The organism is Stenotrophomonas sp. 364 (assembly GCF_009832905.1).
In the GTDB taxonomy this organism is placed as follows: Bacteria; Pseudomonadota; Gammaproteobacteria; order Xanthomonadales; family Xanthomonadaceae; genus Stenotrophomonas; species Stenotrophomonas maltophilia_AP.
Genome location: NZ_CP047135.1, coordinates 501,396 through 526,890 on the forward strand (window position 1 = coordinate 501,396; position 25,495 = coordinate 526,890).

General features: G+C 68.2%; 27 protein-coding genes and 1 tRNA gene. 15 read left to right on the forward strand and 13 right to left on the reverse strand.

Annotation, left to right across the window (positions count from 1 at the left end; all coding sequences use genetic code 11):
• Nucleotides 1-23: 23 nt before the first annotated feature.
• Genes GQ674_RS02270 through GQ674_RS02280 form a run of 3 tightly spaced genes read right to left on the reverse strand, consistent with a single transcriptional unit; the run spans nucleotide 24 to nucleotide 1,398 of the window.
• Nucleotides 24-449: a DUF3106 domain-containing protein gene (locus GQ674_RS02270; protein WP_159495827.1), complete on the reverse strand. Its 426-nt coding sequence runs from the start codon at nucleotides 447-449 to the stop codon at nucleotides 24-26.
• Nucleotides 450-451: 2 nt separating this feature from the next.
• A complete protein-coding gene (locus tag GQ674_RS02275) occupies nucleotides 452-787 on the reverse strand; it encodes a hypothetical protein (RefSeq protein WP_159495828.1) in 336 nt (111 codons plus the stop codon).
• The gene (locus tag GQ674_RS02280; RefSeq protein ID WP_159495829.1) at nucleotides 784-1,398 is read right to left on the reverse strand and encodes an RNA polymerase sigma factor; all 615 of its coding nucleotides are present in this window, start codon (nucleotides 1,396-1,398) and stop codon (nucleotides 784-786) included. The genes GQ674_RS02275 and GQ674_RS02280 overlap by 4 nt, the downstream gene beginning before the upstream one ends.
• A gap of 78 nt (nucleotides 1,399-1,476) precedes the next feature.
• Between GQ674_RS02280 and GQ674_RS02285 the strand changes: the two genes are divergently transcribed.
• Complete coding sequence (locus GQ674_RS02285; protein WP_019182396.1) at nucleotides 1,477-1,785, forward strand: NAD(P) transhydrogenase subunit alpha; 309 nt, start codon at nucleotides 1,477-1,479, stop codon at nucleotides 1,783-1,785.
• A complete protein-coding gene (locus tag GQ674_RS02290; RefSeq protein ID WP_159495830.1) occupies nucleotides 1,782-3,236 on the forward strand; it encodes an NAD(P)(+) transhydrogenase (Re/Si-specific) subunit beta in 1,455 nt (484 codons plus the stop codon). The genes GQ674_RS02285 and GQ674_RS02290 overlap by 4 nt, the downstream gene beginning before the upstream one ends.
• A gap of 117 nt (nucleotides 3,237-3,353) precedes the next feature.
• Here the strand turns inward: GQ674_RS02290 and GQ674_RS02295 are convergent, their stop codons facing one another.
• Nucleotides 3,354-3,773: a hypothetical protein gene (locus tag GQ674_RS02295; RefSeq protein WP_159495831.1), complete on the reverse strand. Its 420-nt coding sequence runs from the start codon at nucleotides 3,771-3,773 to the stop codon at nucleotides 3,354-3,356.
• 118 nt (nucleotides 3,774-3,891) lie between these two features.
• Here GQ674_RS02295 and sufT point away from each other — a divergent pair, with 118 nt between their 5' ends.
• The 3 genes from sufT (at nucleotide 3,892) to GQ674_RS02310 (ending at nucleotide 7,797) form a co-directional block, all read left to right on the forward strand.
• Entirely contained in the window at nucleotides 3,892-4,443 is a 552-nt protein-coding gene (gene sufT / locus GQ674_RS02300; RefSeq protein ID WP_159495832.1) for a putative Fe-S cluster assembly protein SufT, read from the forward strand.
• 57 nt (nucleotides 4,444-4,500) lie between these two features.
• Nucleotides 4,501-5,598: a branched-chain amino acid aminotransferase gene (locus GQ674_RS02305; protein ID WP_159495833.1), complete on the forward strand. Its 1,098-nt coding sequence runs from the start codon at nucleotides 4,501-4,503 to the stop codon at nucleotides 5,596-5,598.
• Nucleotides 5,599-6,051: 453 nt separating this feature from the next.
• Nucleotides 6,052-7,797: a S8 family peptidase gene (locus GQ674_RS02310; protein ID WP_159495834.1), complete on the forward strand. Its 1,746-nt coding sequence runs from the start codon at nucleotides 6,052-6,054 to the stop codon at nucleotides 7,795-7,797.
• A 597-nt stretch (nucleotides 7,798-8,394) separates the two neighbouring features.
• Here the strand turns inward: GQ674_RS02310 and GQ674_RS02315 are convergent.
• The 3 genes from GQ674_RS02315 to wrbA form a co-directional block, all read right to left on the reverse strand.
• On the reverse strand, nucleotides 8,395-8,880 hold the full coding sequence (locus GQ674_RS02315) for an asparaginase domain-containing protein (protein WP_038690351.1): 486 nt from the start codon (nucleotides 8,878-8,880) through the stop codon (nucleotides 8,395-8,397).
• Between the two features lie 103 nt (nucleotides 8,881-8,983).
• A complete protein-coding gene (locus GQ674_RS02320) occupies nucleotides 8,984-9,319 on the reverse strand; it encodes a DUF2069 domain-containing protein (protein WP_128095670.1) in 336 nt (111 codons plus the stop codon).
• Nucleotides 9,316-9,906 carry an NAD(P)H:quinone oxidoreductase gene (gene wrbA / locus GQ674_RS02325; protein WP_137190973.1) on the reverse strand — a complete coding sequence of 197 codons (591 nt, stop codon included), beginning with the start codon at nucleotides 9,904-9,906 and terminating at the stop codon, nucleotides 9,316-9,318. The genes GQ674_RS02320 and wrbA overlap by 4 nt, the downstream gene beginning before the upstream one ends.
• 83 nt (nucleotides 9,907-9,989) lie before the next feature.
• Here wrbA and GQ674_RS02330 point away from each other — a divergent pair, with 83 nt between their 5' ends.
• Complete coding sequence (locus GQ674_RS02330) at nucleotides 9,990-11,264, forward strand: YihY family inner membrane protein (RefSeq protein ID WP_128095668.1); 1,275 nt, start codon at nucleotides 9,990-9,992, stop codon at nucleotides 11,262-11,264.
• On the forward strand, nucleotides 11,261-11,842 hold the full coding sequence (locus GQ674_RS02335) for a TlpA disulfide reductase family protein (RefSeq protein ID WP_159495835.1): 582 nt from the start codon (nucleotides 11,261-11,263) through the stop codon (nucleotides 11,840-11,842). The genes GQ674_RS02330 and GQ674_RS02335 overlap by 4 nt, the downstream gene beginning before the upstream one ends.
• 166 nt (nucleotides 11,843-12,008) lie before the next feature.
• Here GQ674_RS02335 and ppk2 read toward each other — a convergent pair whose 3' ends face one another.
• Genes ppk2 through hemA form a run of 5 tightly spaced genes read right to left on the reverse strand, consistent with a single transcriptional unit; the run spans nucleotide 12,009 to nucleotide 17,247 of the window.
• Nucleotides 12,009-12,788 carry a polyphosphate kinase 2 gene (gene ppk2, locus GQ674_RS02340; RefSeq protein WP_159495836.1) on the reverse strand — a complete coding sequence of 260 codons (780 nt, stop codon included), beginning with the start codon at nucleotides 12,786-12,788 and terminating at the stop codon, nucleotides 12,009-12,011.
• 50 nt (nucleotides 12,789-12,838) lie between these two features.
• On the reverse strand, nucleotides 12,839-13,177 hold the full coding sequence (locus GQ674_RS02345; RefSeq protein WP_159495837.1) for a hypothetical protein: 339 nt from the start codon (nucleotides 13,175-13,177) through the stop codon (nucleotides 12,839-12,841).
• A gap of 23 nt (nucleotides 13,178-13,200) precedes the next feature.
• A complete protein-coding gene (locus GQ674_RS02350; RefSeq protein WP_159495838.1) occupies nucleotides 13,201-14,898 on the reverse strand; it encodes a tetratricopeptide repeat protein in 1,698 nt (565 codons plus the stop codon).
• A gap of 2 nt (nucleotides 14,899-14,900) precedes the next feature.
• Nucleotides 14,901-15,986, reverse strand: coding sequence for a peptide chain release factor 1 (gene prfA, locus GQ674_RS02355; protein WP_159495839.1), 1,086 nt, complete (start codon nucleotides 15,984-15,986; stop codon nucleotides 14,901-14,903).
• Nucleotides 15,964-17,247, reverse strand: a complete 1,284-nt coding sequence (hemA, locus tag GQ674_RS02360; RefSeq protein ID WP_128095663.1) for a glutamyl-tRNA reductase — start codon at nucleotides 17,245-17,247, stop codon at nucleotides 15,964-15,966. Before hemA ends, prfA begins: the two co-directional genes overlap by 23 nt.
• Before the next feature lie 64 nt (nucleotides 17,248-17,311).
• Between hemA and GQ674_RS02365 the strand changes: the two genes are divergently transcribed.
• The 8 genes from GQ674_RS02365 to ychF all read left to right on the forward strand — a co-directional run bounded on the left by GQ674_RS02365 (nucleotide 17,312) and on the right by ychF (nucleotide 24,283).
• A complete protein-coding gene (locus GQ674_RS02365; RefSeq protein WP_159495840.1) occupies nucleotides 17,312-19,009 on the forward strand; it encodes a tetratricopeptide repeat protein in 1,698 nt (565 codons plus the stop codon).
• Nucleotides 19,006-19,668: a lipoprotein insertase outer membrane protein LolB gene (gene lolB, locus GQ674_RS02370; protein ID WP_159495841.1), complete on the forward strand. Its 663-nt coding sequence runs from the start codon at nucleotides 19,006-19,008 to the stop codon at nucleotides 19,666-19,668. The genes GQ674_RS02365 and lolB overlap by 4 nt, the downstream gene beginning before the upstream one ends.
• Nucleotides 19,665-20,534: a 4-(cytidine 5'-diphospho)-2-C-methyl-D-erythritol kinase gene (ispE, locus tag GQ674_RS02375; RefSeq protein WP_159495842.1), complete on the forward strand. Its 870-nt coding sequence runs from the start codon at nucleotides 19,665-19,667 to the stop codon at nucleotides 20,532-20,534. The genes lolB and ispE overlap by 4 nt, the downstream gene beginning before the upstream one ends.
• 9 nt (nucleotides 20,535-20,543) lie before the next feature.
• Nucleotides 20,544-20,620 (forward strand) — tRNA-Gln (locus GQ674_RS02380).
• A 133-nt stretch (nucleotides 20,621-20,753) separates the two neighbouring features.
• A complete protein-coding gene (locus tag GQ674_RS02385; RefSeq protein WP_038692467.1) occupies nucleotides 20,754-21,713 on the forward strand; it encodes a ribose-phosphate diphosphokinase in 960 nt (319 codons plus the stop codon).
• A 109-nt stretch (nucleotides 21,714-21,822) separates the two neighbouring features.
• The gene (locus tag GQ674_RS02390; protein WP_159495843.1) at nucleotides 21,823-22,437 is read left to right on the forward strand and encodes a 50S ribosomal protein L25/general stress protein Ctc; all 615 of its coding nucleotides are present in this window, start codon (nucleotides 21,823-21,825) and stop codon (nucleotides 22,435-22,437) included.
• 81 nt (nucleotides 22,438-22,518) lie between these two features.
• Nucleotides 22,519-23,097, forward strand: coding sequence for an aminoacyl-tRNA hydrolase (pth, locus tag GQ674_RS02395; protein ID WP_159495844.1), 579 nt, complete (start codon nucleotides 22,519-22,521; stop codon nucleotides 23,095-23,097).
• A 94-nt stretch (nucleotides 23,098-23,191) separates the two neighbouring features.
• Nucleotides 23,192-24,283, forward strand: coding sequence for a redox-regulated ATPase YchF (gene ychF / locus GQ674_RS02400; protein ID WP_128095657.1), 1,092 nt, complete (start codon nucleotides 23,192-23,194; stop codon nucleotides 24,281-24,283).
• A gap of 99 nt (nucleotides 24,284-24,382) precedes the next feature.
• On the opposite strand, the gene GQ674_RS02405 is transcribed toward ychF, so the two are convergent.
• Nucleotides 24,383-25,420 carry an FAD-dependent oxidoreductase gene (locus tag GQ674_RS02405; protein WP_159495845.1) on the reverse strand — a complete coding sequence of 346 codons (1,038 nt, stop codon included), beginning with the start codon at nucleotides 25,418-25,420 and terminating at the stop codon, nucleotides 24,383-24,385.
• Nucleotides 25,421-25,495 lie beyond the last annotated feature (75 nt).

Here is a 25,495-nt window from a genome sequence, read left to right on the forward strand (position 1 = left end):
GGGTGGCCGCACACCCCACGGCATCACCGTTTCGGCGGCGGCATAGCCTTCACCGGGTTGGCCTTCAACCAGTCCTGGCGCTGCTCCGGGGTCATCTTCGACCAGCGCTCACGCAGCGCATCGCGCTGCGCCGGACTCAATTCGCGCATCTGCGCGAACAGCGCGCGGGCCTGCTCGCGCTGCTCCGGGCTCATGTTTTCGAACCGATGGCGCCCGCGCCGGGCCAGCTCGCGTTGTTCCGGGGTCATGCCCTGCCAGCGCTGGCCGTGCTCCAGCATGCGCTCGCGCTGCGGTGGCGGGGCGTCGTTCCAGCGGTCGCGCACGGGCGCGATCAGCGCCTCGCGCTGCTGCGGGGTCAGCCGATCCCACTCCGGCAGGGGCGGGGTCTGCGTCCCGCTGGCCGCGCTCGTCGACAGCAGCGCCAAGGCCAGGATCAGTCGCGGTGTCATGTTCACTCCATTGCCAAGTCGGTCGTGCCCAGCCATACGTACAGGTCGGGATTTTCGTCGAGCACATCGCTGCTGTCATCCACTGCCGAGGCCACCGTGGGCGTGGCCGGGGCGCTGGGTGGGTTGGCGGTGAAACTGTAGCCCAGCGCCAGCGCGGCCACCGCCGAGCAGGCAGTGGCCATCCACCAGCCATGCGCGCGGCTGCGGCGTGGCGCGGCCGCGTGGCGGGCATTGCGCAGCCGCGCCAGGGTGGCCGGCGACACCTGCTGCAGGGCCTGTGCGTGTAGGGCGTGCAGGGCGGCGTCATCGTGCAGGGGCGGGGTAACGGGGCGGCTCACAGGGCGATCTCCAGGTGCTGCTGCAGCGCCTGCCGGGCGCGCGAAAGATGGGTTTTGACCGCGCCTTCGCTGCAGCCCATGGCCGCTGCGGTGGTGGCGCCGTCCAGTTGCTGCAGCACGCGCAGTGTGAAGGCCTCGCGCTGGCGTGCGGGGAGTTCGCGCAGTGCCCGCACCAGCTGCGCGTACTGTTCGCGCTGCTCATGCGCCTGTGCCGGGCCGGGGGCGTGGTCGGCCCAGTCGATGTCGTGCTCGCTGCCGGCCTCGTCGCTGCTGCGCCAGAAGCGCAGCCGGAAGCCGCGCCGGCGCTGCAGGTCAACCACCCGGCGGCGCAGGATGCTCCAGAACAGCGGCGCCCACTCGGCGGCCGGTTTGTCGCGGTAGGACAGCATCCGCAGCATGCTGTCCTGCACCGCATCCAGCGCATCGTCGCGCTGGCGCAGGCCGGCCTCGGCGAAGCGGAACGCGCGCGGCCCGATGCCCGCCAGGAACGCGTCCAGTGACACCGGCAGGGCGGCGTCGGCCTCGGTGGTCAGCGGTTGCAGGGTGGGGCTCACCAGCACAGGGTAGCGCTCGCGCAGGGGGGTACCTGTGACAACGCACCGGGGCGGCATCGGTTGACCGGCCTGCAGAACGGTTCAGCGCATGGTTATGATGGGGGGACGGGATCACCGCCTGGGAGAGACACTGCAATGAGCGACGGGTTCGTGGCGTTGTACATCTTCATGCTGGCCGCGATCGCCGGCCACGTGATCATTTCACGGGTGCCGGTGATCCTGCATACCCCTTTGATGTCCGGCTCCAACTTCATCCACGGCATCGTGCTGATCGGCGCGATGGTGGTGCTGGGCCACGCGCAGACGCCGCTGGAGAAGATCATCGGCTTCATCGCGGTGGTGCTGGGCGCCGGTAATGCCGCCGGTGGCTACGTGGTCACCGAGCGCATGCTGGACATGTTCAAGCCCAGCGCCAAGCGCGACGCCGGGGAGAAGGCACCTTGAACGTGAGCACCGCGCAACTGCTGCAATGGCTGGTGCAGGTGAGCTACCTGGTGGCCGCCACCCTGTTCCTGCTGGGCCTGCAGCGCATGGCCTCGCCGATGACCGCGCGCAGCGGCATCCGCTGGGCCGGGCTGGGCATGCTGATCGCCACGGTGGCCACTTTCTTCCTGCCCGACCTGCACAACATTCCGCTGATCCTGGCGGCCGTGACGATCGGCACCGGCGTGGCCTGGTGGTCGGCCAAGCGTGTGGCGATCACCGACATGCCGCAGATGGTGGCCCTCTACAACGGCATGGGTGGTGGCTCGGCCGCGGCGATCGGCGCGGTGGAACTGCTGCGCTTCTCGTTCCTGGCCAACCGCGATACCACCCATTGGAGTGAACAGGCGCTGGCCGACCTGGCCGCGCGGCAGCCGTCGGCCACCGTGCTGGCGCTGGCCATCATCGGTTCGGCGATTGGTGCGGTGTCGCTGTCCGGCTCGATCATCGCCTGGGCCAAGCTGGACGGCCGACTCGACCGGCGCGTCACTTTCCCCGGGCAGCAGGCGTTCAACCTGCTGGTCGCGCTGGCGATGGTGGTGCTGGGCGCATGGGCGGCCATCAGCCTGAGCCCGGTGGCCATCATCAGCTTCTTCGTGGTCGCACTCGCACTGGGCGTGCTGATGACGCTGCCGATCGGCGGCGCCGACATGCCGGTGGTGATCTCGCTGTACAACGCGTTCACCGGCCTGGCCGTGGCATTTGAAGGCTACGTGCTGGGCAACGAGGCGCTGATCATCGCCGGCATGATGGTCGGCGCGGCCGGCATCCTGCTGACCCGCCTGATGGCCAAGGCGATGAACCGGCCGATCAGCGGGGTGCTGTTCTCCAACTTCGGCGGCGGCGGCGTGGCGCAGGAAATCAGCGGCGCGCAGAAGCCGATCGAGGCCAGCGACGTGGCGGCCATGCTCGCCTTCGCCGAGCGCGTGGTGATCGTGCCCGGCTACGGCATGGCCGTGGCCCAGGCGCAGCACAAGGTGTGGGAGCTGGCCCAGCGCCTGATCGACCGCGGCATCAAGGTGAAGTTCGCCATCCACCCGGTTGCCGGGCGCATGCCGGGCCACATGAACGTGCTGCTGGCCGAAGCGGGCGTGCCTTACGACCTGATCGCCGACATGGACGACATCAACCCCGAGTTCCCCAACACCGACGTGGGGCTGGTGATCGGCGCCAACGACGTGGTCAACCCGGTGGCGCGCACCGACCCGGCCAGCCCGATCTACGGCATGCCGATCCTGGACGTGGTCAACGCGCGCAACGTGGTGGTGATCAAGCGCGGCAAGGGCACTGGCTTTGCCGGCATCGAAAATGCCCTGTTCTACGCCGACAACGCCCGCATGCTGTACGGCGATGGCGCCGGCGCGGCAAGCGCGCTGGTCAGCGAATTGAAGGCGCTCGACGGCGGGCATTGAACAGAACGGTAGGGCCGGCCGCGGGCCGGCTCCCCGCGATGCGTGAATTCCAATGCGTTTGCGGGGCGTCATGAAGAGCCGGCCAGCGGCCGGCACTACCGTCGGCGCGCAGGGCGGTTACTTCGCCACCCACCACCCGATCACCAGCGCCACGCCCAGCCACAGCCATTCGGCGGCGCCGTTGGCCAGGCCGATCAGCGTCCAGGCCATGAATGGGCCCATCCGCAACGATGAATCCCACGGATTGAGGCCCATCGAGCCGCCCAGGTAGGCCGAGGCGATGCCCCAGTTGGCGGCCAGCGCAACCAGCAGGGTCGCCAGCAGGGTCACCACCACCCGGGCCGGGCCGGCGCGGAAGGTGCCCAGGCGCAGCATGAACGCGATGTCCAGCGCCGCCAGCACCGCCATCCAGCCGGCCTGACGGCCGCTGAGCAGGGCAATGAACAACCAGGCCAACATGGCCGTGACGACACCAAGCAGCAACATCGGGGGCCAGAGCCAATGGCGGCTCCGGGCAGGCACGGACGTGGGCGACATGCAATCTTCCTGTGAGTGCCCACAGGATACCGGCTTGCGGGGTGACCGGCGCGTGGGCGGCCGCTGGGCTAAAATGGTCGCCTTGCGGGAATTGGCCGCGACCCCCATATCGATCCACATGTATTCCCGTAGCAGTGAACCTGTCCACTTCGAACGCGACTGCGAGGCCGTCATGGTCCCGCAGGGCGAAACGGTCACGCTGCCCGCTGGCAGCTATGGCTACATCACCCAGGCACTGGGTGGCAGCTATACCGTCTTCGTCGAAGGCAATCTGTTCCGCATCGCCGGCAAGGATGGCGACGCCATCGGAAAGGAACCGGCGCCGGCGCTGGAGCTGCCTGACAACGCCTCCGATGACGAAGTCGAAAAACTGGTGTGGCAGCAGCTGCGCACCTGCTTCGATCCCGAAATTCCGTTCAACATCGTTGACCTGGGCCTGGTCTATGAGGTCGACCTCAAGCACCTGGACGACGGCCGGCGCGAGATCGACGTCACCATGACCCTGACCGCGCCCGGCTGCGGCATGGGCGATATCCTGGTCGATGACGTGCGCAGCAAGCTGGAGATGATTCCGACGGTGGCCCAGGCCGACGTCGAGCTGGTCTTCGACCCGCCGTGGGGCCGCCACATGATGTCCGAGGCCGCCCGGCTCGAAACCGGCATGTTGTAACCGCCCACCGCCAGCAGGCGTCGCGGCGTTCCCCGTAACCAGAACAGGAAATATCCGGTGTCCCAGTCTTCCGTGAGCTTCAACACCACCCGTTCCGCCACCCCGCGCAGCAGCGAGGAGCGCGAGCGCATCCTGGCCGCCCCCGGTTTTGGTCTGCATTTCACCGACCACATGGTGGAAGTGCGGTGGGACAAGGACACCGGCTGGCACAACGCGAGCGTGCGTCCGTACGGCCCGCTGCAGCTGGACCCGGCCGCGGCGGTGCTGCATTACGGCCAGGAGATCTTCGAAGGCATCAAGGCCTACCGCCACGCCGACGGCTCGATCTGGACCTTCCGCCCGGATGCCAACGGCCGCCGCCTGCAGCGCTCGGCGCAGCGCCTGGCGCTGCCGGAACTGCCGGTGGACATCTTCGTCGAATCGCTCAAGCAGCTGATCGCCGTGGACGCCAGCTGGGTGCCGTCGGCTGACGAATCCAGCCTGTATTTCCGTCCGTTCATGATCGGCGATGAAGCCTTCCTCGGCGTGCGCGGCGCGCACAAGGCCGGCTACTACGTGATCGCCAGCCCGGCCGGCCCGTACTTCGCCAAGGGCGTGGCCCCGGTGTCGATCTGGCTGTCCACCGAGTACGCACGTGCGGCCAAGGGCGGCACCGGTGCGGCCAAGTGCGGTGGCAACTACGCCGCCTCGCTGCTGCCGCAGCAGAAGGCGCAGGCCCAGGGGTGCTCGCAGGTGCTGTTCCTGGATCCGGTCGAGGGCAAGTACCTGGAAGAACTGGGCGGCATGAACGTGTTCCTGGTTTACAAGGACGGCACCCTGGTGACCCCGGCGCTGTCGGGCAGCATCCTGGAAGGCATCACCCGCGAGAGCATCCTGCAGCTGGCCCGCGACCGTGGCATGAAGGTCGAAGAGCGCAAGGTCACCATCGACGAGTGGAAGCAGGGCGTGGCTTCCGGCGAGATCGCCGAAGTGTTCGCCTGCGGTACCGCGGCGGTGGTCACCCCGATCGGCCAGCTCAAGGGCGAGGGCTTCTCGGTGGGCGACATCAACGCGCCGGCCGGTGAAGTGACCATGTCGCTGCGCAAGGAGCTGACCGACATCCAGTACGGTCGCCTGCCGGACCGCCACGGTTGGCTGGTGCGTCTGGACGCGTAAGCGCCCAGCACCGGATGACCCCTGAAAACCCGCCTGGCAACAGGCGGGTTTTTTCATGGCGGTCGTGCAGGCCTCCGCATGCGCAGGCGGATTGTCCAGCGGTGGCAGCACGGCGCAGGCCCCGGTGCGCAAGGCGTGTCTGCATTTTTCCGAGGCAGACAGCCGAAACAGACATTCGATGTCGCAATGTGACCGGTCGGAAGGCGCCAAGTTCCTTCACTTTCACAAACCTTCGACACGAAAAGTCTCAGATCCGACATTTCATGTCGCTGAAGTGCGGCTGAAACATTGTTGAACCCGCAGGGACCCACTAGGTTCGCGATGGGCGGTTTGATTTCAGGGGAACCGATCCAGCAACCGGTCTTGATCCGCGCCATCGCGTTCAACAGCCCCCGGGTCGGGACTGGAAATTCAGCCGCGTTCGCGGCATCCACAGTCTGAAAGGGAAATCCGATGTCTCATGATTCGCAACCCCGTTTGCGTCAGCGTGCATTGGTTGTACTCGGCGCGTCCGTCCTGTCCACCCTGCTGCTGGCCGCCCCGGCATTCGCCGGCGATGTGCAGCTCAGCGGCTTGTCGTCGGCACCGACGCACCAGCGTTTCATCGTCAAATACAAGGATGGCGCCAATCTGGTCGCCACCCCGACCGCACTGGCCAGTTCGTTGAAGGCGGCGGCCTCTGCCGTACCGGCTGCGCAGGGTCGCGCGCTGGGCCTGCAGAAGCTGCGCCAGCTGGCCATCGGCCCGACCGTGGTCAAGGCCGATCGCCCGCTGGATGCGGCCGAATCGGAACTGCTGATGCGCCGCCTGGCGGCCGACCCGAACGTGGAATACGTCGAAGTCGATCAGCTGATGCACGCCACCCTGGTCCCCAATGATGCGCGCCTGTCCGAGCAGTGGGGCTTCGGCACCAGCAACGCCTCGATCAACGTGCGCCCGGCATGGGACAAGGCCACCGGCACCGGCGTGGTGGTGGCGGTGATCGACACCGGCATCACCAACCATCCGGACCTCAACGCCAACATCCTGCCCGGCTATGACTTCATCAGCGACGCGGCGATGGCGCGCGATGGCGGCGGGCGTGACAACAACCCGAACGATGAAGGCGACTGGTACGCCGCCAACGAATGCGGCTCGGGCATTCCGGCGTCGAACTCGAGCTGGCACGGTACCCACGTGGCCGGGACCATCGCGGCGGTGACCAACAACAGCACCGGCGTGGCCGGTACGGCATTCAACGCGAAGGTGGTGCCGGTGCGCGTGCTCGGCAAGTGCGGTGGTTATACCTCCGACATCGCCGATGCGATCGTGTGGGCCTCCGGCGGTACCGTCAGCGGCGTGCCGGCCAATGCCAATCCGGCCGAAGTGATCAACATGTCGCTGGGCGGCGGTGGCACCTGTTCGACGACCTACCAGAACGCGATCAACGGTGCGGTGTCGCGCGGCACCACGGTGGTGGTGGCGGCGGGCAACAGCAACACCAACGTGTCGTCGTCGGTGCCGGCCAACTGCGCCAACGTGATCGCCGTGGCAGCCACGACGTCGGCCGGCGCGCGCGCGAGCTTCTCCAACTACGGTGCGGGCATCGACATTTCGGCCCCGGGCCAGGCGATCCTGTCCACGCTCAACAGCGGTACGACGGTGCCGGGCACGGCGTCCTACGCGTCCTACAACGGGACGTCGATGGCGGCGCCGCACGTCGCCGGCGTGGTGGCGCTGGTGCAGTCGGTGGCACCGACGGCGTTGACGCCGGCGGCGATCGAGACGTTGCTGAAGAACACGGCGCGTGCATTGCCGGGTGCGTGCAGCGGCGGGTGCGGCGCGGGCATCGTGGACGCCGATGCGGCGGTCACGGCGGCGCTGGGCGGGACCAATCCGAACCCGGGTACGGGCACGGTGCTGCAGAACAATGTGCCGGTCACCGGTCTGGGGGCGGCCAGCGGGGCATCGCTGTCCTATACGGTGGTGGTGCCGTCGGGCCGTTCGCAGCTGAAGGTGAGCATCGCCGGTGGCAGCGGTGATGCGGACCTGTACGTGCGTTCGGGCAGCGCGCCGACTGACACTGTGTACAACTGCCGTCCGTATCTGAGCGGCAACAACGAGACCTGCACGATCACTTCACCGGCGGCCGGTACCTGGCACGTGCGGGTGAAGGGCTATTCGACCTTCTCCGGGGTCACCCTGACCGCGCAGTACTGAGCCCACATCCCTCTCCAATGGGCACGCCCCGACTTCGGTCGGGGCGTTTTTTTTTGGGGGGGATTTTTTTTTAGAAGCTGAAAGCCGGAGCCGGAGCCGGAGCCGGAGCCAGAGCCAGAGCCGAAGCAGGATCAACGGCCGGGCGTTTGTGCCTGCGCTGGCTTGGCCGGGTACGGGTGGGTTGGCGGGACACGCCGCAAGTACGTCCGTGTAGGCTCGTGAGCGCCATCCATGGCGCCCAACGGTCCCGCCAACCCACCCGTACCCACCCCCGAAAATTTGCTGGTGCGCAACGAACAGCCGAAAGCAGAGCAGCGAAGCAGCCGACCAACGGTCGGCTCTACGGGGTTGGTCTTCGATGGGCACCGGCCAACTGTCTGGGGTGGGGGTGTGTGGGGGCGCGGGGCCGTTGCGCCGCATGGATGCGGCGCACGAGCCTACACGGATGTACTTGCGGCGTGCCCCGCGAACCCGCACACCCCCGCCCGGCCCGGAACGCAGGCGGTGTCGCTTTGGACGTGGCTCCAGACGTGGTTTTGGAAGTAGCTTTGGCCCCGGCTTCTGCCGGCAGCCGCCAAAAAACCTTCCCCCCTCCGATCAGGCTTCTTCGAACCGGTTCGCTGCCACGTTCTTGCGCACGTGCTCCGGGTTCCAGATGCGGCCGTTCATGGCGATGTACACGCCGCTGGCCAGCGACTGCACCGCGCCGATCGCGCAGCCGATGTTGAACTCCGCGTCCGAGCCGCGGAAACGGGCTGGGCTCAGTGCGCCGGTCATCACGATCGTCTTGTCGGCGATGCTCCGCAGCACCTGGCCGGTCTGCACCATCGAATCGGTGCCGTGCGTCACCAGCACGTGGCGCGTCGGCTGCGCGGCGATGGTCGCGCGGATCAGCTCGCGGTCCTCGTCGGTGATGTGCAGCGAATCCTTGCGCAGGATCGGAATCACATTGAAACGGAACGTCACGCCCAGCTCGCGCAGGATCATCCCGATCTGCGGATCGCCGATCTGGTAGTCCGACTTGTCGTCGAAGTAGATCTTGTCGATCGTGCCACCGGTGGTGATGATCAGTAGTTCGTCCATTGCAGGCTTCCTGGATAGCGGTCAGAACCGTGCGGGCAGCCCGCGCCGGGATGCAGATGATACGACCGCCAGCGCCGCCCCGCAGCCGCGGGCCGCCAACCGGTCAGCGCTTCCCGAAGCGGCGGCGCAGCCCCGGACCACTGCCCACCCCGATCACCGCCAGCGCCAGCAGCAGCTCCGCCCATGCCCAGCCGGCCGTTTCCGGGTGGCTCCAGGCGCTCATCACCCCGTGGCTGAACCAGAACAGCGCCAGCACCCCGGCCCAGAAGGCCGCCTTGCCGCGCCGCAGCCACACCCCCAGCGCCAGCAGCAGCGGCGGCAGGGTAAACACCAGCTGCGTGGCCAGCCAATGCCGGTCCTGCGCGAACCACAGCGCATACACCGCCGCCAGCGCCACCAGTAGCAGGGCCAGGATCGCGTCCTGCGCGCGGCCGTTCATGCCAGCCGCCGCGCGATGTCGGCCACGCGCCGGCCCAGCGCGCGTGCCAGGATCGCCTCATCTTCGCTCGGTACCGGATTGTCGTCGGCCCCGGCCACGTGGCTGGCCCCGTAGGGCGTGCCACCGGTGGTCGTATGGCTCAGCGCCGGCTCGGTGAAGGGAATGCCGACAATCAGACAACCGTGGTGCAGCAGCGGCACCTGCATCGACAGCAGGGTCGATTCCTGGCCACCATGCAACGAGGCCGTCGAGGTGAACACCGCCGCCGGCTTGCCAGCCAGGGTGCCATTGACCCATTCGGCACCCAGCCCATCCAGGAAGTGCTTCACCGGCGCGGCCATGTTGCCGAAACGGGTCGGGCTGCCCAGTATCAGGCCGTCGCACTCGGCCAGATCACCGATGTCCACATAGGGCGCGCCATCTTCGGGCACCGGCGGGCGGGCAGTCTGCGTCACCGCCGCCACTGGCGGCACCGTGCGCAGCCGCGCGCTCATGCCCGGCACCTCGCCGATGCCCCGCGCGATCTGGCGGGCCAGCCGGGCCACCGAACCACCGCGGCTGTAGTAGAGCACCAGTATTTCCGCCATCGCGCGTCATCTCATCCGGACCAGCGGCCAGTATGGCGATGCGATGCAGTCCCGCACACCCCTCTTCGGGTACCCTTGCGCCGATGGAACCCCTCGACACCGTGAACCTCTGGATGGAGCGCGTGCGCGATCGCAAGCGTGCCGCCAGCTTCGGCCGCTTCCTGTGGCGGCGCTTCCTGGACGACCGCCTGTTCCAGGCCGCGGCCTCGCTGGCCTACACCACCGTGTTCGCGCTGGTGCCGCTGGCCATCGTGGTGTTCGGCGTCCTGTCGGCGTTCCCGGTGTTCGACCGCTGGAGCGACCAGCTCAGCGACTACGTGTTCTCCAACTTCGTGCCCAACGCCGCGCGCGCCGCCGAAGGCTACCTGCGCCAGTTCTCGGCCAGTGCCGGCCAGCTCACCGCCGCCGGTTTCATCGCGCTGGTGGTGTCGCTGCTGATCACCCTCAACAGCGTGGAAGAAACCTTCAACCAGATCTGGCGCGTGGGCTCCACCCGGCCCAAGTTGACCCGCTTCCTGGTCTACTGGACCGTGCTGACCCTCGGCGCGATGCTGGCCGCCGCCTCGCTGGCGGTATCGGCGCGGGTGTTCGCGCTGCCCCTGTTCGGCACCAGCGAAGGCCGCTGGCTGGCCAATTTCTCGCTGACCGTGGCTCCGATTCTGATCGAGTTCGTCTGCATCACGCTGGTCTACCGCGTGGTGCCGCACCACACGGTGAAGTGGCGGCACGCCATTCCCGGCGCGATCCTGGCCGCGGTGATGCTGGAACTGGTGAAGTGGGGCATGGGCGCCTATCTGGGCAGCTTCCAGTCCTACCAGAAGCTCTATGGCACGGTCGCCTTCGTGCCGATCCTGCTGCTGTGGATCTACCTGTGCTGGGTGTCGGTGCTGCTCGGAGCCTCGCTCGCGTCCTCGGTCGCTGCCTTCCGCTACCAGCCGGCCGAGCTGCGCCTGCCCACCGGCTATGAGATTTACGGCCTGCTGCGCCTGATCGGGCGGTTCCAGCAGGCCCGTGCCGAAGGCCACAGCCTGGATGATGACGAGATCCTGCGGCTGGAGCCCATGCTCACCGACTCGCTGTTGCAGACCATGCTCTGCGACCTGGAGGCCATCCGTGTGGTGCGGCGCGATGAGCGCGGCGAATGGCTGCTGGCGCGCGACCTGGACAAGCTGACCTTGGCCGATCTGTACGAGACCACGCAGATGCGCATCCCGGTGCGCGAAGCCTACCTGCCGTACCGCGACGACAGCCTGGGCCAGGCCTCGGTACTGGCGTTGGATGCCCTGCGCCTGCCGTTGCGCGAACTGCTCAAGCGCCGCGTCAGCGATATCTACTCGACTCCCGGAGATACACCATGACCGCCAAGCCCCTGCTGCTGGCCGTGGGCCTGCTGGCCCTGGCTGCCTGCAACAAGCCCAACGCCCAGCCCGACGCCACCGCATCCGCGCCGACCGCGCCGACCGCGCCACCGGCCGCCGTCGCAGAACCGGCCGCGCCAGCGGCCACCGAGGTTGCGCCGACCGATCGCAAGACCGTCGAACGTCCCACCCTGACGTTGCCGGCATTGGACGGCAGCACCTACGACCTGGCCGCACATCGCGGCAAGTGGGTAGTGGTCAATTTCTGGGCCACCTGGTGTGCACCGTGCCGCAAGGAGATGCCGGAGCTGTCGGCGCTGCACGCGATGCGCAGCGAGATCGAGGTGGTCGGCCTGGCGTACGAGGACATCGAGCCGGCCGAGATGAAGGCATTCCTTGAAAAGCGCCCGGTAACCTATCCGATTGTCATCGTGGACACCTACAACCCGCCCGAGGATTTCGCCATTCCGCGCGGCCTGCCGCTGACCTACCTGATCGCGCCGGACGGCAAGGTCGCCAAGGAGTTCCTCGGCCCGGTCACTGCACACGACATCGAGTCGCGCATCAAGGAAGGCTGAATCGTAGAGCCGGGCTCTGCCCGGCTGCTTTACCAAAGGCGATGTATCTGCGGGTGGCGTCTGCGGCGCTTCCACCGTGCTGCGCGCTGCAGCCGGGCAGAGCCCGGCTCTACCCCCTCGGGTTCTGTTCCACGAAGCCGATGCACCGCGGCAGGCGTCTGCAGCCTTACGGAATCTCGAACGCGTCGATCGGCGGCAGCACCCCGAACTGCTCCTTGTGCAGCTTGCCCTTCAACGGCGGCAACGCCAGTTCCGGTTCGTCCACGCGGGTGTCGGGCAGGCGGTCGAGCAGATTGCGGATCAGCGCCAGCCGACCGCGCTTCTGGTCGTTGAAGTCCACCAGCGTCCACGGCGCCTCGTCACGGTGGGTCGCGCGCAGCATCGCTTCGCGCGCGTCGGTGTAGGCGCTGTACTTGCTGCGTGACTCCAGGTCCACCGGCGACAGCTTCCAGCCCTTGAGCGGGTTCAGGTGGCGCTCGGCAAACCGCTTTTCCTGCTGCGCCTGGTCCACGCCCAGCCAGTACTTGAACAGCAGGATGCCGTCGTCCACCAGCAGCTTCTCGATCACCGGCGCCTGGGCCAGGAACGCGTGGTACTCCGGTTCGCTGCAGTAGCCCATCACGTGTTCAACCCCGGCGCGGTTGTACCAGCTTCGGTCCATCAGCACGATCTCGCCGCCGGCCGGCAGGTGCGCGAGATAGCGCTGGAAATACCACTGCGTGCTTTCGCGGTCGGTCGGCTTGGGCAGCGCCACCACCTTGCATTGGCGCGGATTGAGGTGCTCGGCGATGGCCTGGATCGCACCGCCCTTGCCGGCGGTATCGCGGCCTTCGAACAGCACCAGTACGCGTTGGCCGGTGTGCTGCACCCAGCGCGCCATCGCGATCAGCTCCAGCTGCATGGGTTCCAGCAGGGCCTCGTACTCCTTGCGCTTGAGCTTGCCCATCCACGTGCCTCGGTCATCGTTGGGAACCCCGAGCCTAGCGCAGCGAAGGTTCAGCCGTTGTCGGCGTCGTCGGGCAGCGCACGCGGCCGGTGCACGAGGAGGTCGCCCGGCATCAGCACCACCGGTTCGCCGGCCATCTGCAGCGGGCCCTTCGCCATCGGCGCGCCCTCATCGTTGCATTCGAACACGGCAAACGACCCGAACGCATCGGCCGGCCAGGGAAGCACCGTGGCCACGGCACGACCGTCGATCGCATGCTGTGTGCACCACTGCAGGCGGGCGATGGCCAGGTCGAGCTCGGCCTTCCACGCCAACGCGGCAGGGTCGCCAGCTGTGTCGCGCAGCACCGCGACCGCCTGCGCGCGCTGTTCTTCCAGCAACGACAGCACGCGTGGCGATCCCGCGCCGGATGTCACGCCGCGCCCTGCCAACCGCGTTCGCGCGCCAAGTCTTCCACCACCGCGCTGAAATCACGGGCGAACCCGGCCATGTCGAACAGGCCGCTGTCACCGCGGCGCTGCGCCAGTTCGGCGCGCAAGGCCTGCAGTGCCTGTGCGTCGTTGCCCAACGCAATGGCGGTGGCCACGAAGGCGCGATCGTCGGCCACGTTCATGCGCGCCAGCCCCAGGTGATGGTTGAGGCTGCCGGCCACGCGCGAGGCGAACGTCGCGCCGGGGCAGGTCAGCACCGGGCAGCCGGCCCACAGGGCATCGGAGGCGGTGGTGTGTGCGTTGTAGGGGTGGGTGTCCAGGAACAGGTCGGCGTGCTGGTAGCGCGCGAGGTACGCCGGGTGCGGCAGCTTGTGCATGAACACCAGCCGTGCCGGATCCAGCTGCGCCTGGCGCGCCGCGCTGCGCAGCCGCGCATCGGCGTTGCCCGGGCCGGACAGCAGCCACAGCACGCTGCCGGGCACCCCATGCAGCACCGCGAACAGGCGCTGCACGCTGCGCGGATTGAGCTTGTAGCTGTTGTTGAAGCAGCACAGCACCACGCCCTGTGCCGGCAGTCCGCAGTCCTCGCGCGACGGCGGCGCGGCGAGCACGCGGGTGGTGTCCGACGGTTGGAACGCCCGTGGCAGGTACCGCACCTGCTCACTGAATCCGGCGACCAGCGACGCGGGCAGCACGAACGCGTCGGCCAGCACGTGGTCGATCCAGTCCGCGCCGGAGGTACCCGGATAGGCCAGCCAGTTCACCTGCACCGGGGCAGGGCGCATCGCCAGCACCTGCGGGGTACCGCCGCCGCCCCAGCCGCGCAGGTCGAACAGCACGTCGATGGCGGTGTCCCGGATGCGCGCGGCGACCTGCGGGTGCGGCAGCGCGCCCACCTCGTGCACCTGCGTGGCGGCCGCCTGCAGGCGTGCCCGCAGGGGGCTGCCATCGCTGGCGGTCAGCGCGAACAGGTGCAGGTCCAGGCGGCCGGCGGCGGCCAGCTGTTCCAGCAGCGCCACGATCAGCAGCCCGGTGGGATGCGCGCCGAAGCCGTTGGACAGAAAGCCCACGCGCAGGCGGCCCTGGCGGCGCACGGTGGTGGCGGGCAACGGCCGCACGCTGGCGCTGATGACCGCGGCGCGTTGCCGCGCACAGGCCAGTTGTTCGGCGGCACTGCCGTCTTCGCTCAGGAACGCAAACGGCTCCACTGCGGCCTGGCCCTGCGCGACGGCCTGGCGCACCTGTGCCGACAGGCGCTCGATGTTGCGCCAGTCGCACAGCCGACGCTGCCAGTTGAGCAGTTGCGCGGTGATGTAGGGTTCGCCCGGCAGTAGCGTGTGCGCATGCCGGTATGCATCGGCAGCGGCCTCCGGCTGGCCGGCATCCTCCAGCGCGTGGCCGAGCCACAGCGCGATGCCGGGGTGTTGCGGCGCGCGGTCGGACGCCTGGCGCAGCAGCGCGGCCGCCTCGGCGTGGCGTGCCTGCATCCAGCGCGCACGACCGAGCCGGGCCAACGCTTCGGGGTGATGGTCGCGCAACTGCAGTGCACGCGTGGCGGCGTGCTCGCCGGCCGGAACATCGCCGGCCTCCAGTTCGGCATCGGCCAGCATGACCCAGGCGATGAAATCGGCCGGCTGGTGTTGCACCGCCAGGCGCAGCTGCTGCCGGTCCGCCTCCATCCTCAGGTACCCGCCGCCAGCTGCGCCAGCTCGTCGGCCTGGTGCTCGTGGATCAGCCGTTCCACCAGGGTGTCCAGCTCGCCGGCGATGATGTTGGGCAGGTCGTACAGGGTCAGCCCTTCCACGCGGTGGTCGGTGATGCGCCCCTGCGGGAAGCTGTAGGTGCGGATGCGCTGGCTGCGGTCGCCGCTGCCCACCTGCAGCCGGCGGCTCTCGGCCGTGGCTGCGGCCTGCTTGTTGCGTTCGGCATCCAGCAGCTGGGCCTTCAGGCGCTTCATCGCCTTGTCGCGGTTGGCGTGCTGGCTGCGTTCGGTCTGGCATTCCACCACTACGCCGGACGGCACGTGGGTGATGCGGATCGCCGATTCGGTCTTGTTGACGTGCTGCCCGCCGGCGCCGGAGGAGCGGAAGGTATCCACGCGCAGGTCGGCCGGGTTGATTACCACGTCATCCACTTCGTCCGCTTCGGGAATGATCGCCACCGTCGCCGCCGAGGTGTGGATGCGGCCCTGCGACTCGGTGGCCGGCACGCGCTGCACGCGGTGCGTGCCGGACTCGAACTTCAGCTTGGAATAGGCCCCGCGGCCGACCACGCGGGCCACGATTTCCTTGTAGCCACCGTGTTCACCGGGGCTGTCCGACTCGATCTCCACCTTCCAGCCCTGGCGCTCGGCGTAGCGGGCGTACATGCGGAACAGGTCGCCGGCGAAGATCGCGGCCTCATCGCCCCCGGTACCGGCCCGCACTTCCAGGAACAGGTTGCCGTCGTCGCGCGGGTCGCGCGGCACCAGCAGCAGCGCCAGTTCCTGGTCCAGCTGCTGCAGCCGCTGCTGGGCGGCGGTGATTTCCTCTTCGGCCAGCTCGCGCAGGTCCGGGTCGCCGCGCATGGCTTCGGCCGCAGCCAGGTCGGCCAGCGCACGGGCCTCGTCGGCCAGGGCCGTGGCAATCGGCTGCAGCTGCGCGAACTCGCGCGAGAACGCGCGGAAACGGTCGTTGTCGTTCACCACGGCCGGGTCGGCAAGCAGGCGTTCCAGTTCTTCGCGGCGTTCGGCCAGCGCTTCCAGCTTACGGCGCAGGGTCGGCGTCATCAGTCTTCACAGCAGGATGTTGGTAGCCCGGCTTGGCCGGGAACAGGCGCTCGGCGGCGCGGGTCAGCTCAGTATCGCCGCTCAGCGCAGCCGCGCGCAGCGCGGCGGTGGGCGGGTGCAACAGGCGGTTGGTCAGGCCGTGGGCCAGCAGTTCCAGCACTTCGTCCGGTGATTTGCCGTGGGCCAGCTGCTGGCGGGCCTTGTCCAGCATTTCCACGCGGGTCGCTTCGCCGTACGCGCGCAGTTGCCGCAGGGGTGCCTGGTGGGCGCTGGCCTGCAGGGTTTCGACGAAGCGGGCCACCTGCAGCTCGATGATCGCCTCGGCTTCGGCAGCGGCCTCGCGGCGGCTGCGACGGTTGTCTTCGACCGCCCGCTCCAGATCGTCCACGGTGTACAGGAAGGCATCGGGCAGTTCGCCCACGCCCGCCTCGATATCGCGCGGCACGGCCAGGTCGAACAGCAGCATCGGCTTGTGCTTGCGGGTCTTCAGTGCGGCGGCCACATGCGCGCGGGCGATCACCGGCTCGCGGGCGGCGGTGGCCGAAAACACCACGTCGGCCTCGCCCAGGTGGCGCTCCAGCTCGGTCAGCGGCAGTGCCACGCCGCCATGGCGGCTGGCCAGTTCCTGGGCATGGGCCAGCGTGCGGTTGGCCACCAGCAGGCGGCGCACCTTGCCTTCGCTCAGGTGCCGGGCGGCCAGTTCGATGGTCTCGCCAGCGCCCACCAGCAGCACCGTGGAGTCTTCCAGCCGCGCGAACGAGTTCTGCGCCAGGCGCACCGCGGTGGAGGCCACCGAGATCGGGTTGGCACCCACGCGGGTATCGGTACGCGCGCGTTTGGCCACCGAGAAGGTCTGCTGGAACAGCCGGTCCAGGCGCTGGCCCAGCAGGCCGTGGTCACGCGCGATGGCCCAGGCGTCCTTGACCTGGCCCAGGATCTGCGGCTCGCCCAGCACCATCGAGTCCAGCCCGGTGGCCACCCGGAACAGGTGGCGCACCGCATCGGCGTCGGCGTGCTGGTACAGGTAGCCGTGCAGCTTCCCGGCGTGGGATTCCAGCCACTGCGCCAGTGCCTCACCCGATTCGGCCACCGCATACAGCTCGGTGCGGTTGCAGGTGGACAGCAGCACGGCTTCGGCCACCTGCGGGGTATCGCGCAGCGACGCCAATGCCTGGGGCAGGGCGTCGCCGCCAAAGGACGCGCGTTCGCGCAGTTCCACTGGCGCGGTCTGGTGATTCAGTCCGAGCACCCACAGGGTCATTGTTCAGTTGCTTGCGATAAGCTGCTGGCCATTCAAGTCGTCATTTTAAGGCCAGAAGCCCCCGATGCCCGCATTGATTCGCATCTCCAGCGTTCTGTTGCTGTCCTTGTCCGTCGCCAACGCCCTGGCAGCGCCGGCGCCGGCGCCCGTGGCAGCCCCCGCAGCCAAGGCCACCCCGGCCCCGACCGCGCCGTTGACCCCGGTCATGGCCGGTGAGTTCGCCCTGCAGGCCGGCAAGCTTGGCGATGCCGCGCGCTGGTACCTGGAAGCGGCCGAGGCCGGCACCGACGACGCCGGGCTGGCCGAGCGCGCCACCCGCATCTCCATGCTGGCCGACGACGACAAGCGCGCCGCCCGGGCGCTGGCGCTGTGGGAGGCGCGTGCCCCGCGCAGCCTGGCCATGCGCAGCGCCGCCGCTGCGTTGGACATGCGCCAGGCCGACATCGCCGGCGCGCGCATCGAACTGGGGGCGCTGCTGAAGGACCCGGACCCGCGCGGCTGGAAGTTCGCCATTGCCGCCTTGATCGGCGGCGGGCGCGACCCGGCCGTGCCGGCCCAGGTGCTGGGCGGGCTGGTGGACGACAACGCGATTCCCGATCAACTGGAGGTCTGGCAGGAGCTGGGCCGCCTGGCCATGCGCATGGAGCGCCCGGACCTGGCCAAGCGGATGGTCGACGAAGTCGTGCGGCGCTTCCCCAACGAACCCCGCGTGGCGCTGTTGAATGCCAGCCAGCTGGCCCAGGCCGGCAAGCAGGACGAGGCGATGGCGCTGCTGCGCGGCGTCGAGCCCAAGAGCCGCCAGGACCCGGACCTGCGCAACGCGCTGGCGATCGCCTACGACACCATGGGCGACCCGCGCGCGGCGGCCCGTGTGCTGGCGGTGGGGCCGCAGGACGTCCAGACCTGGGGCATGCGTGCCTCGCTGCTGGCCAAGCAGAAGGACGATGCGGCCCTGCTGCTCCTTTATAAGGAGCTGTCGGCCAAGGCGGCCAAGCCCGACCCGGCCCAGCGCCTGCTGCTGGGCAAGATCGCCGAGTACCTCAAGCGCCCGGCCGAAGCAGTGGACTGGTACCACAGCGTGCCGGGGGGCGAGGAACTGGCCGAAGCGCGCCTGCGCGCGGCCAATGCCCAGTACGACGCGGGCCGCCCGGACAAGGCCTTCGCCGAAGTGCATGCGATCCAGTCCGACGCCACCGTCGATGACGAGGCCCGCCGCGACGCCTACCTGCTGGAGGCCGAGCTGCGCCAGCGCGGCAACGACCTGCCCGGCGAGCTGGATGCCCTGGCCCGTGGTCTGGCGGCCTACCCCGACGAGAACGCGCTGCTGTACGCCCGCGCCCTGGCCTGGGAGCGCCGCGACGACGTGCCGCGCGCCGAAGCCGACCTGCGCAAGATTTTGGTCACCGACCCGGAGAACGTGGCCGCGCTCAATGCGCTGGGCTACACCCTGGCCGACCGCACCCAGCGCTACCAGGAAGCACTGGAGCTGATCGACCGCGCCCGCGTCGCCGAGCCGGACAACGCCGCCATCGTCGACAGCTACGGCTGGGTGCTGTATCGCCTGGGCCGCAACGAAGAAGCCCTGGTGCAGCTGCGCCGCGCCTGGACCCTGAGCAAGGACGCCGAGGTTGCCGCGCACGTCGGCGAAGTGCTGTGGGTGCTGGGCCGCAAGGACGAGGCACGGCGTTTCCTCGACGAGGCACGCAAACTGGACCCTGACAACCGCGCCCTGCAGCGCGTGATCGAGAAATACGGCGTATGACGTTGAACCTGTTCAAGGCCGGCGCCGCGCTGGCGATGGCCGCATCGTTGTCGGCCTGCGTGTCGCTGGACGAGCGCAAGGCCCCGGCCGCGCCCACCGTGGTGACCACCGTGTCAGCCGAGGCCGAGCACGCCGAAGTGGCCCGCGTGGCTGCCGTGCGTGCGCAGCCGCAGTGGAGCTTCCAGGGCCGCGTGGCGGTCAACAAGGGGCGCAATGGCGGCAACGGGCGCATCGACTGGCAGCAGGATGCGCGCCGCTACGTGGTGGAACTGAGCGCGCCGGTCACCCGCCAGAGCTGGAAGCTGACCGGCGACAGCCACCACGAAGGCGGGCGCCTGGAAGGCCTGGAGGGCGGGCCGCGCGAAGGCGAGGACGCCCAGCAGGTGCTGCTGGAGGCCACCGGCTGGGACATTCCGGTCAACCAGCTGCCCGACTGGGTACGTGGCCTGGTGGCCGATGACACCGGCGCCGCCGAGCACGTCGAGCGTGACGGCGACGGTCGGCCGCGCCGGGTCGAGCAGATGGGCTGGCAGATCCAGTACCTGGACTGGTACCCGGCCGAAGGCGACCGCCCGGTGCTGCCCCGGCGGATCGAAGCGACCAGCGGGGACGCCAAAGTGCGCGTGCTGGTCGACAGCTGGACGCTCGGCCGCCCATGAGTGCCCCGGACCTGAACGCGGGCTGGTCGCACTGGCCGGCCCCGGCCAAGCTCAATCTGTTCCTGAACATCACTGGCCGCCGACCCGATGGCTACCACCAGCTGCAGACCGTGTTCGTGCTGCTTGATTGGGGCGACCGGATCCGGCTGCGGGTACGTGAGGACGGTCAGGTGCGCCGCGACGGGCCTTCGCTGGCGGGCGTGGCAGAGGCGGATGATCTCGCTGTACGTGCAGTGCTGCTGCTTAAACGTGCCGCCAATGTCGCCCAAGGTGCGGACATCGGCGTGGAAAAGCACATTCCGGCCGGCGGCGGGTTCGGCGGCGGCTCCTCCGACGCGGCCACCGTATTGGTGGGCTTGAACCGTCTATGGAACGCCGGCCTGGACGTCGATGCGCTGGCCGCGTTGGGGTTGCAGCTGGGCGCGGATGTGCCGGTTTTCGTGCGGGGGCACAACGCCTGGGCCGACGGCGTCGGCGAGCAGCTCACCCCGATCACCCGCGCGCCGGCCTGGTATGTCATCGCCGATCCGGGCGTGCATGCGCCGACCGCCGGACTTTTTGCAGATCCGCATTTGACGCGCGACGCCCCAGTGGCGAAAATAGCGGACTTCGCTTCCGGGTCTTTGCTCGGGAATGCGTTCGAGCCGGTACTGCGCCGTCGCGAGCCTGCCGTAGAGGCAGCGTTTGCAGCGTTGAGCAGGATCGGCCGGGCACGACTCACCGGGTCGGGAAGCGGTTGTTTCGTCGAGTTCGCCACGCGCGCTGCTGCAGAGCAGGGCCTGGCGCAGTTGCCGGAAGGACTGCGGGCATGGGTGGCTGCGGGCGTGGAGCGCTCGCCACTGCTTGATGTACTCGAGCGTTATTGATTTTGATGCAGGGGCGTCGCCAAGAGGCCCAAGGCACCAGGTTTTGATCCTGGCATTCGGAGGTTCGAATCCTCCCGCCCCTGCCACTTGCGGATGTCAGCCGCGTTCCCATGCGCATATCTGCGCGGGCACGGCCGATGATCCGCGGTGTTGTCACCGCAGACACTCCAGGGTGCCGGCGGCCGAGTTCTCCAATCGCTCCCGCCCGAGACCGTCATGATGCAAGATCACCCCAACCTGCTGGTATTTTCCGGCAACGCCAACAAGCGCCTTGCGCAGAGCATCTGCAAGGAACTGGGGGTGCGACCGGGCAAGGCGTTGGTGTCGCGCTTCTCCGATGGTGAAGTCCAGGTCGAGATCGAGGAAAACGTCCGCAAGCAGGACGTGTTCGTGATCCAGCCGACCTGCGCGCCCAGCGCGGAGAACCTGATGGAGCTGCTGGTGCTGATCGATGCGCTCAAGCGCGCCTCGGTCAACAGCGTGACCGCAGTGGTGCCGTACTTCGGCTACTCGCGCCAGGATCGCCGCATGCGCTCCTCGCGCGTGCCGATCACCGCCAAGGTGGCCGCCAAGATGTTCAGCGCCGTGGGCGCCGACCGGGTGCTGACGGTGGACCTGCATGCCGACCAGATCCAGGGCTTCTTCGACATGCCGGTCGACAATGTGTATGCCTCGCCGCTGCTGCTCGCCGATATCTGGCGCGCCTACGGCACCGAAAACCTGATCGTGGTGTCTCCGGACGTGGGCGGCGTGGTGCGCGCACGTGCGGTGGCCAAGCGTCTGGACGATGCGGACCTGGCGATCATCGACAAGCGCCGCCCGCGCGCCAACGTCTCCACCGTGATGAACATCATCGGTGACGTCGAAGGCAAGACCTGCGTGATGGTCGATGACATCGTCGATACCGCCGGCACCCTGTGTGCGGCTGCCGCGGCGCTGAAGGCGCGCGGCGCCCTCAAGGTGGCCGCGTACTGCACCCACGCCGTGCTCTCGGGCCCGGCAGTGGACAACATCAACAACTCCCAGCTCGACGAGCTGGTGGTGACCGACACCATCCCGCTGCGTGAAGAGGCGCGGGTGTGCAGCAAGATCCGCCAGCTCAGCGTGGCGGAGATGCTGGCCGAAACGATGCGTCGCATCGCCTTCGGCGAGTCGGTCAGCTCGCTGTACGTGGACTGATTTTTTTTCCGCCCGCCAGCAACGGTGGGCGGGCCCCGGGTACGTCTGGTCGCGGACGTGCCCTCAATCGCCAAGCCAACCGGCAAGGCACCAACTGGTAGTCAATACAATGTCCAAGACCCATGAAATCAAGGTCACCGCTCGTGACGTGCAGGGCAAGGGTGCGAGCCGCCGCCTGCGTCACGCCGGCGTGATCCCGGCCGTCGTGTACGGCGGCGACGCCGCTCCGATCAACATCAACCTGGACCACAACGCCACCTGGCTGGCCCAGCAGAACGAGTGGTTCTACTCGTCGATCCTGGACCTGAACCTGGATGGCAAGATCACCAAGGTCCTGCTGCGTGACATGCAGCGCCACCCGTTCAAGCAGCTGATCATCCACCTGGATTTCCTGCGCGTGAACGAGAACGAAGCGCTGACCGCCAGCGTCCCGCTGCACTTCGTCAACGAAGACACCTCGCCGGCTGGCAAGGCTGCCGACGTCGTGGTCACCCACGAACTGAAGGAAGTGACCGTCACCTGCCTGCCGAAGGACCTGCCGGAATCGATCGACGTCGACCTGGCCGACCTGAAGGCTGGCGACGTGATCTACCTGTCGGACATCAAGCTGCCGAAGGGCGTCGAGATCCCGGCCCTGGCCCAGGGCAAGGACCATGACGACGCGATCGTCACCGCCAAGCTCGGCAAGGAAGAAGCTGCCGACGAAGCGCCGGCTGCAGAGTAAGTGATTGCGGCGCCTGTCCTTCGGGGCAGGCGCCGTTTCTGTATGTGCCGGCACAGTGCCGGTACCGACGAAAGAAGAGTGATGACAGGATTGCGATTGATCGTTGGTCTGGGCAACCCCGGACCCGAGCACGCCCAGACCCGGCACAATGCCGGGTTTCGTTTCATTGACGCCCTGGTTGAACAGGCCGGCGCGCGCTGGAGCGTGGACAGCAAGCTGTTCGGCGAGACCGCCAAGGTCGACATCGCCGGGCAATCGGTGTGGCTGCTCAAGCCCGCCACCTTCATGAACCTCAGTGGCAAATCGGTCACCGCCGCGCAGCGCTTCTGGAAGATCGAACCGGAAGAAACGCTACTGGCGCATGATGAGCTGGACCTGCCGCCCGGCGTGGCCCGGCTCAAGTTCGACGGCGGCCATGGCGGCCAGAACGGCCTGCGCGACACCATCCGCCTGCTCGGCCACGGCAAGTTCCACCGCCTGCGCATCGGCATCGGCCATCCCGGCCACAAGGACCGCGTGGTCCCGTGGGTGTTGGGGCGCGCGAGCAAGGACGACGATGTGCTGATCGGCCATGCCGTCAACGATGCGATCGACGTCCTGCCGCTGGCAGTGAAGGGCGATTTCAGCGAAGCGATGAAGCGGCTGCACACCCCCAAGTAGGTACCGACCGTTGGTCGGTACGGAGAATGATTGGTAAAACGGCGAACACACCGCGCCTTTTTCCCAATCACGTTCACCCCAGAGGTTGTCAAAGATGGGTATCAAATGCGGCATCGTCGGCCTGCCCAACGTCGGCAAATCGACCCTGTTCAATGCGTTGACCAAGGCTGGCATCGCCGCGGCCAACTTCCCGTTCTGCACGATCGAGCCGAACGTCGGCATCGTGCCGGTACCGGATCCGCGCCTGAACGAGCTGGCTGCGATCATCAACCCGCAGAAGGTCATTCCGACCGCGGTGGAGTTCGTCGACATCGCCGGCCTGGTGGCCGGTGCCGCCAGTGGTGAAGGCCTGGGCAACAAGTTCCTGGCGCACATCCGCGAAGTGGATGCGATCACCCACGTGGTGCGTTGCTTCGAAAACGCCGACGTCATCCACGTCAACAACAAGGTCGACCCGCTGTCGGACATCGACACCATCGACACCGAGCTGGCCCTGGCCGACCTGGACAGCGTCGAGAAGGCGCTGAACCGCGCCGAGCGCGCCGCCAAGGGGGGCGACAAGGACGCGGCGGCACGCAAGCCGGTGCTGGCCAAGCTGCAGGCCGCGCTGGCCGACGGCAAGGCCGGCCGTTCGGCGGGCCTGGACGAGGAAGAAAAGGCGTTGGTCCGCGACCTGTTCCTGCTCACGCTCAAGCCGGTGATGTACATCGCCAACGTGCTGGAAGACGGCTTCGAGAACAACCCGCACCTGGACGCCGTGCGCGCCCGCGCCGCCACCGAAGGCGCGCAGGTGGTGCCGGTGTCGGCCGCGATCGAAGAAGAGCTGTCGCAGCTGGACGACGAGGACCGCGACACCTTCCTGGCCGATCTGGGCCTGTCCGAGCCGGGCTTGAACCGCGTGATCTACGCCGCCTACCAGCTGCTGGGCCTGCAGACCTACTTCACCGCCGGTGTGAAGGAAGTCCGCGCCTGGACCGTTCGCAAGGGCGCCACCGCCCCGCAGGCCGCCGCGGTGATCCACACCGACTTCGAGAAGGGCTTCATCCGCGCTGAAACCATCGCCTATGACGACTTCATCAAGTACAAGGGCGAAGCCGGCGCCAAGGAAGCCGGGCGCCTTCGCCTGGAAGGCAAGGAATACCGTGTCCAGGAAGGTGACATCCTGCACTTCCGCTTCAACGTCTGAGCGCATCGCACGTTGAGGTCGGTACAAGAGAGGCCCCGCAGCGCGGGGCCTTTTCTTTGTCCGCGCATACCACCTCGCCGAAGCACCCCGTACCCGCGCTCAATCGGTAACGATCTCCTCCGCGGCCAGCCGGCCCAGCCAAGGCGCCAGCATGACGCCCGGGTGCGCGATGAGAGCGTAGAGACCGTCAATGCCCGGCATGAAACCCCGGATCGGCATGCCCGCGGCAGTCAGTGGCCGTTGAGCGGCCCTCATCGAGCGCACTACCAGCCCGGCAGGGGCAGTGAGCAGGGCCTGCGTATCGGCCATGCACTGACGGGCCAGGCGATCCAGTCCGTCATCGCCATCGACGGGCATGTCGGCCGCAACCAGCAGTCCACCGCCGAGACGCGGCCGGACTTCGTGGTCTGCGGCACACAGCAGGTGATGGAGACGCCCGGGCAATGCGTCGAACGCCAGCAATACGGCAGGCGCCTCATGCACGGGCAGGTGGATATCCAGGCGTGCCGCCAGGGGCACGGCGCTGGCGGCATTGGCAAGCACCACGGCGTCCACGGCATGCACCCCGTCCGTTGTCACCACTCCGGTGACCCGGCCGTTGCGGGTTTCGATGGCCGACACCTCCTGATTGAAGGCTACGCGCGCGCCGGATGCCCGTGCACCGGACAGCAGCTGCGCGGTCAGCAGGGCGGGTTCGAGGGCGACATCCCCGGGCACCCATGCGGCCAGTGCCGGCGCCTTCAGATACGGCTCCAACGTCCTGATGCGTGCGTGATCGAGCAGCTCGATACCGATACCGGCCTCTCGCTGCTGGGCTACAAACGCGTCGGTTTCAGCGTCTGTACCGGCCCATACGAGCGCACCGCGCGCTGCGATCGGTAATGGCCCCAGCGCTTTCGTCAGCCGAGCGAATTCTGGCAAGGCGTCGCGGATCATCGCAAAACGCGACGGTGAGTCGCCCGGCAGCATGCTGCCCGTACCGACCCAGCCGTACGAGCTGCCGGTCGCTCCGCTCGACGCAGTGGCGCTGCGCTCCAGCACCGTGACGGCTGCACCCGCGCGCGTCAGGTGCCACGCTACAGAGGCGCCGATGATGCCGGCACCGACAACGGCGATGCGGGGATTGCCTTTGCGCACGCGGTGCTCTCCATTGATAAGGGGGAACGCAGCATAGTCGGGATGGGTAGCCACTCTGCGACAGGTTGGCCGCTG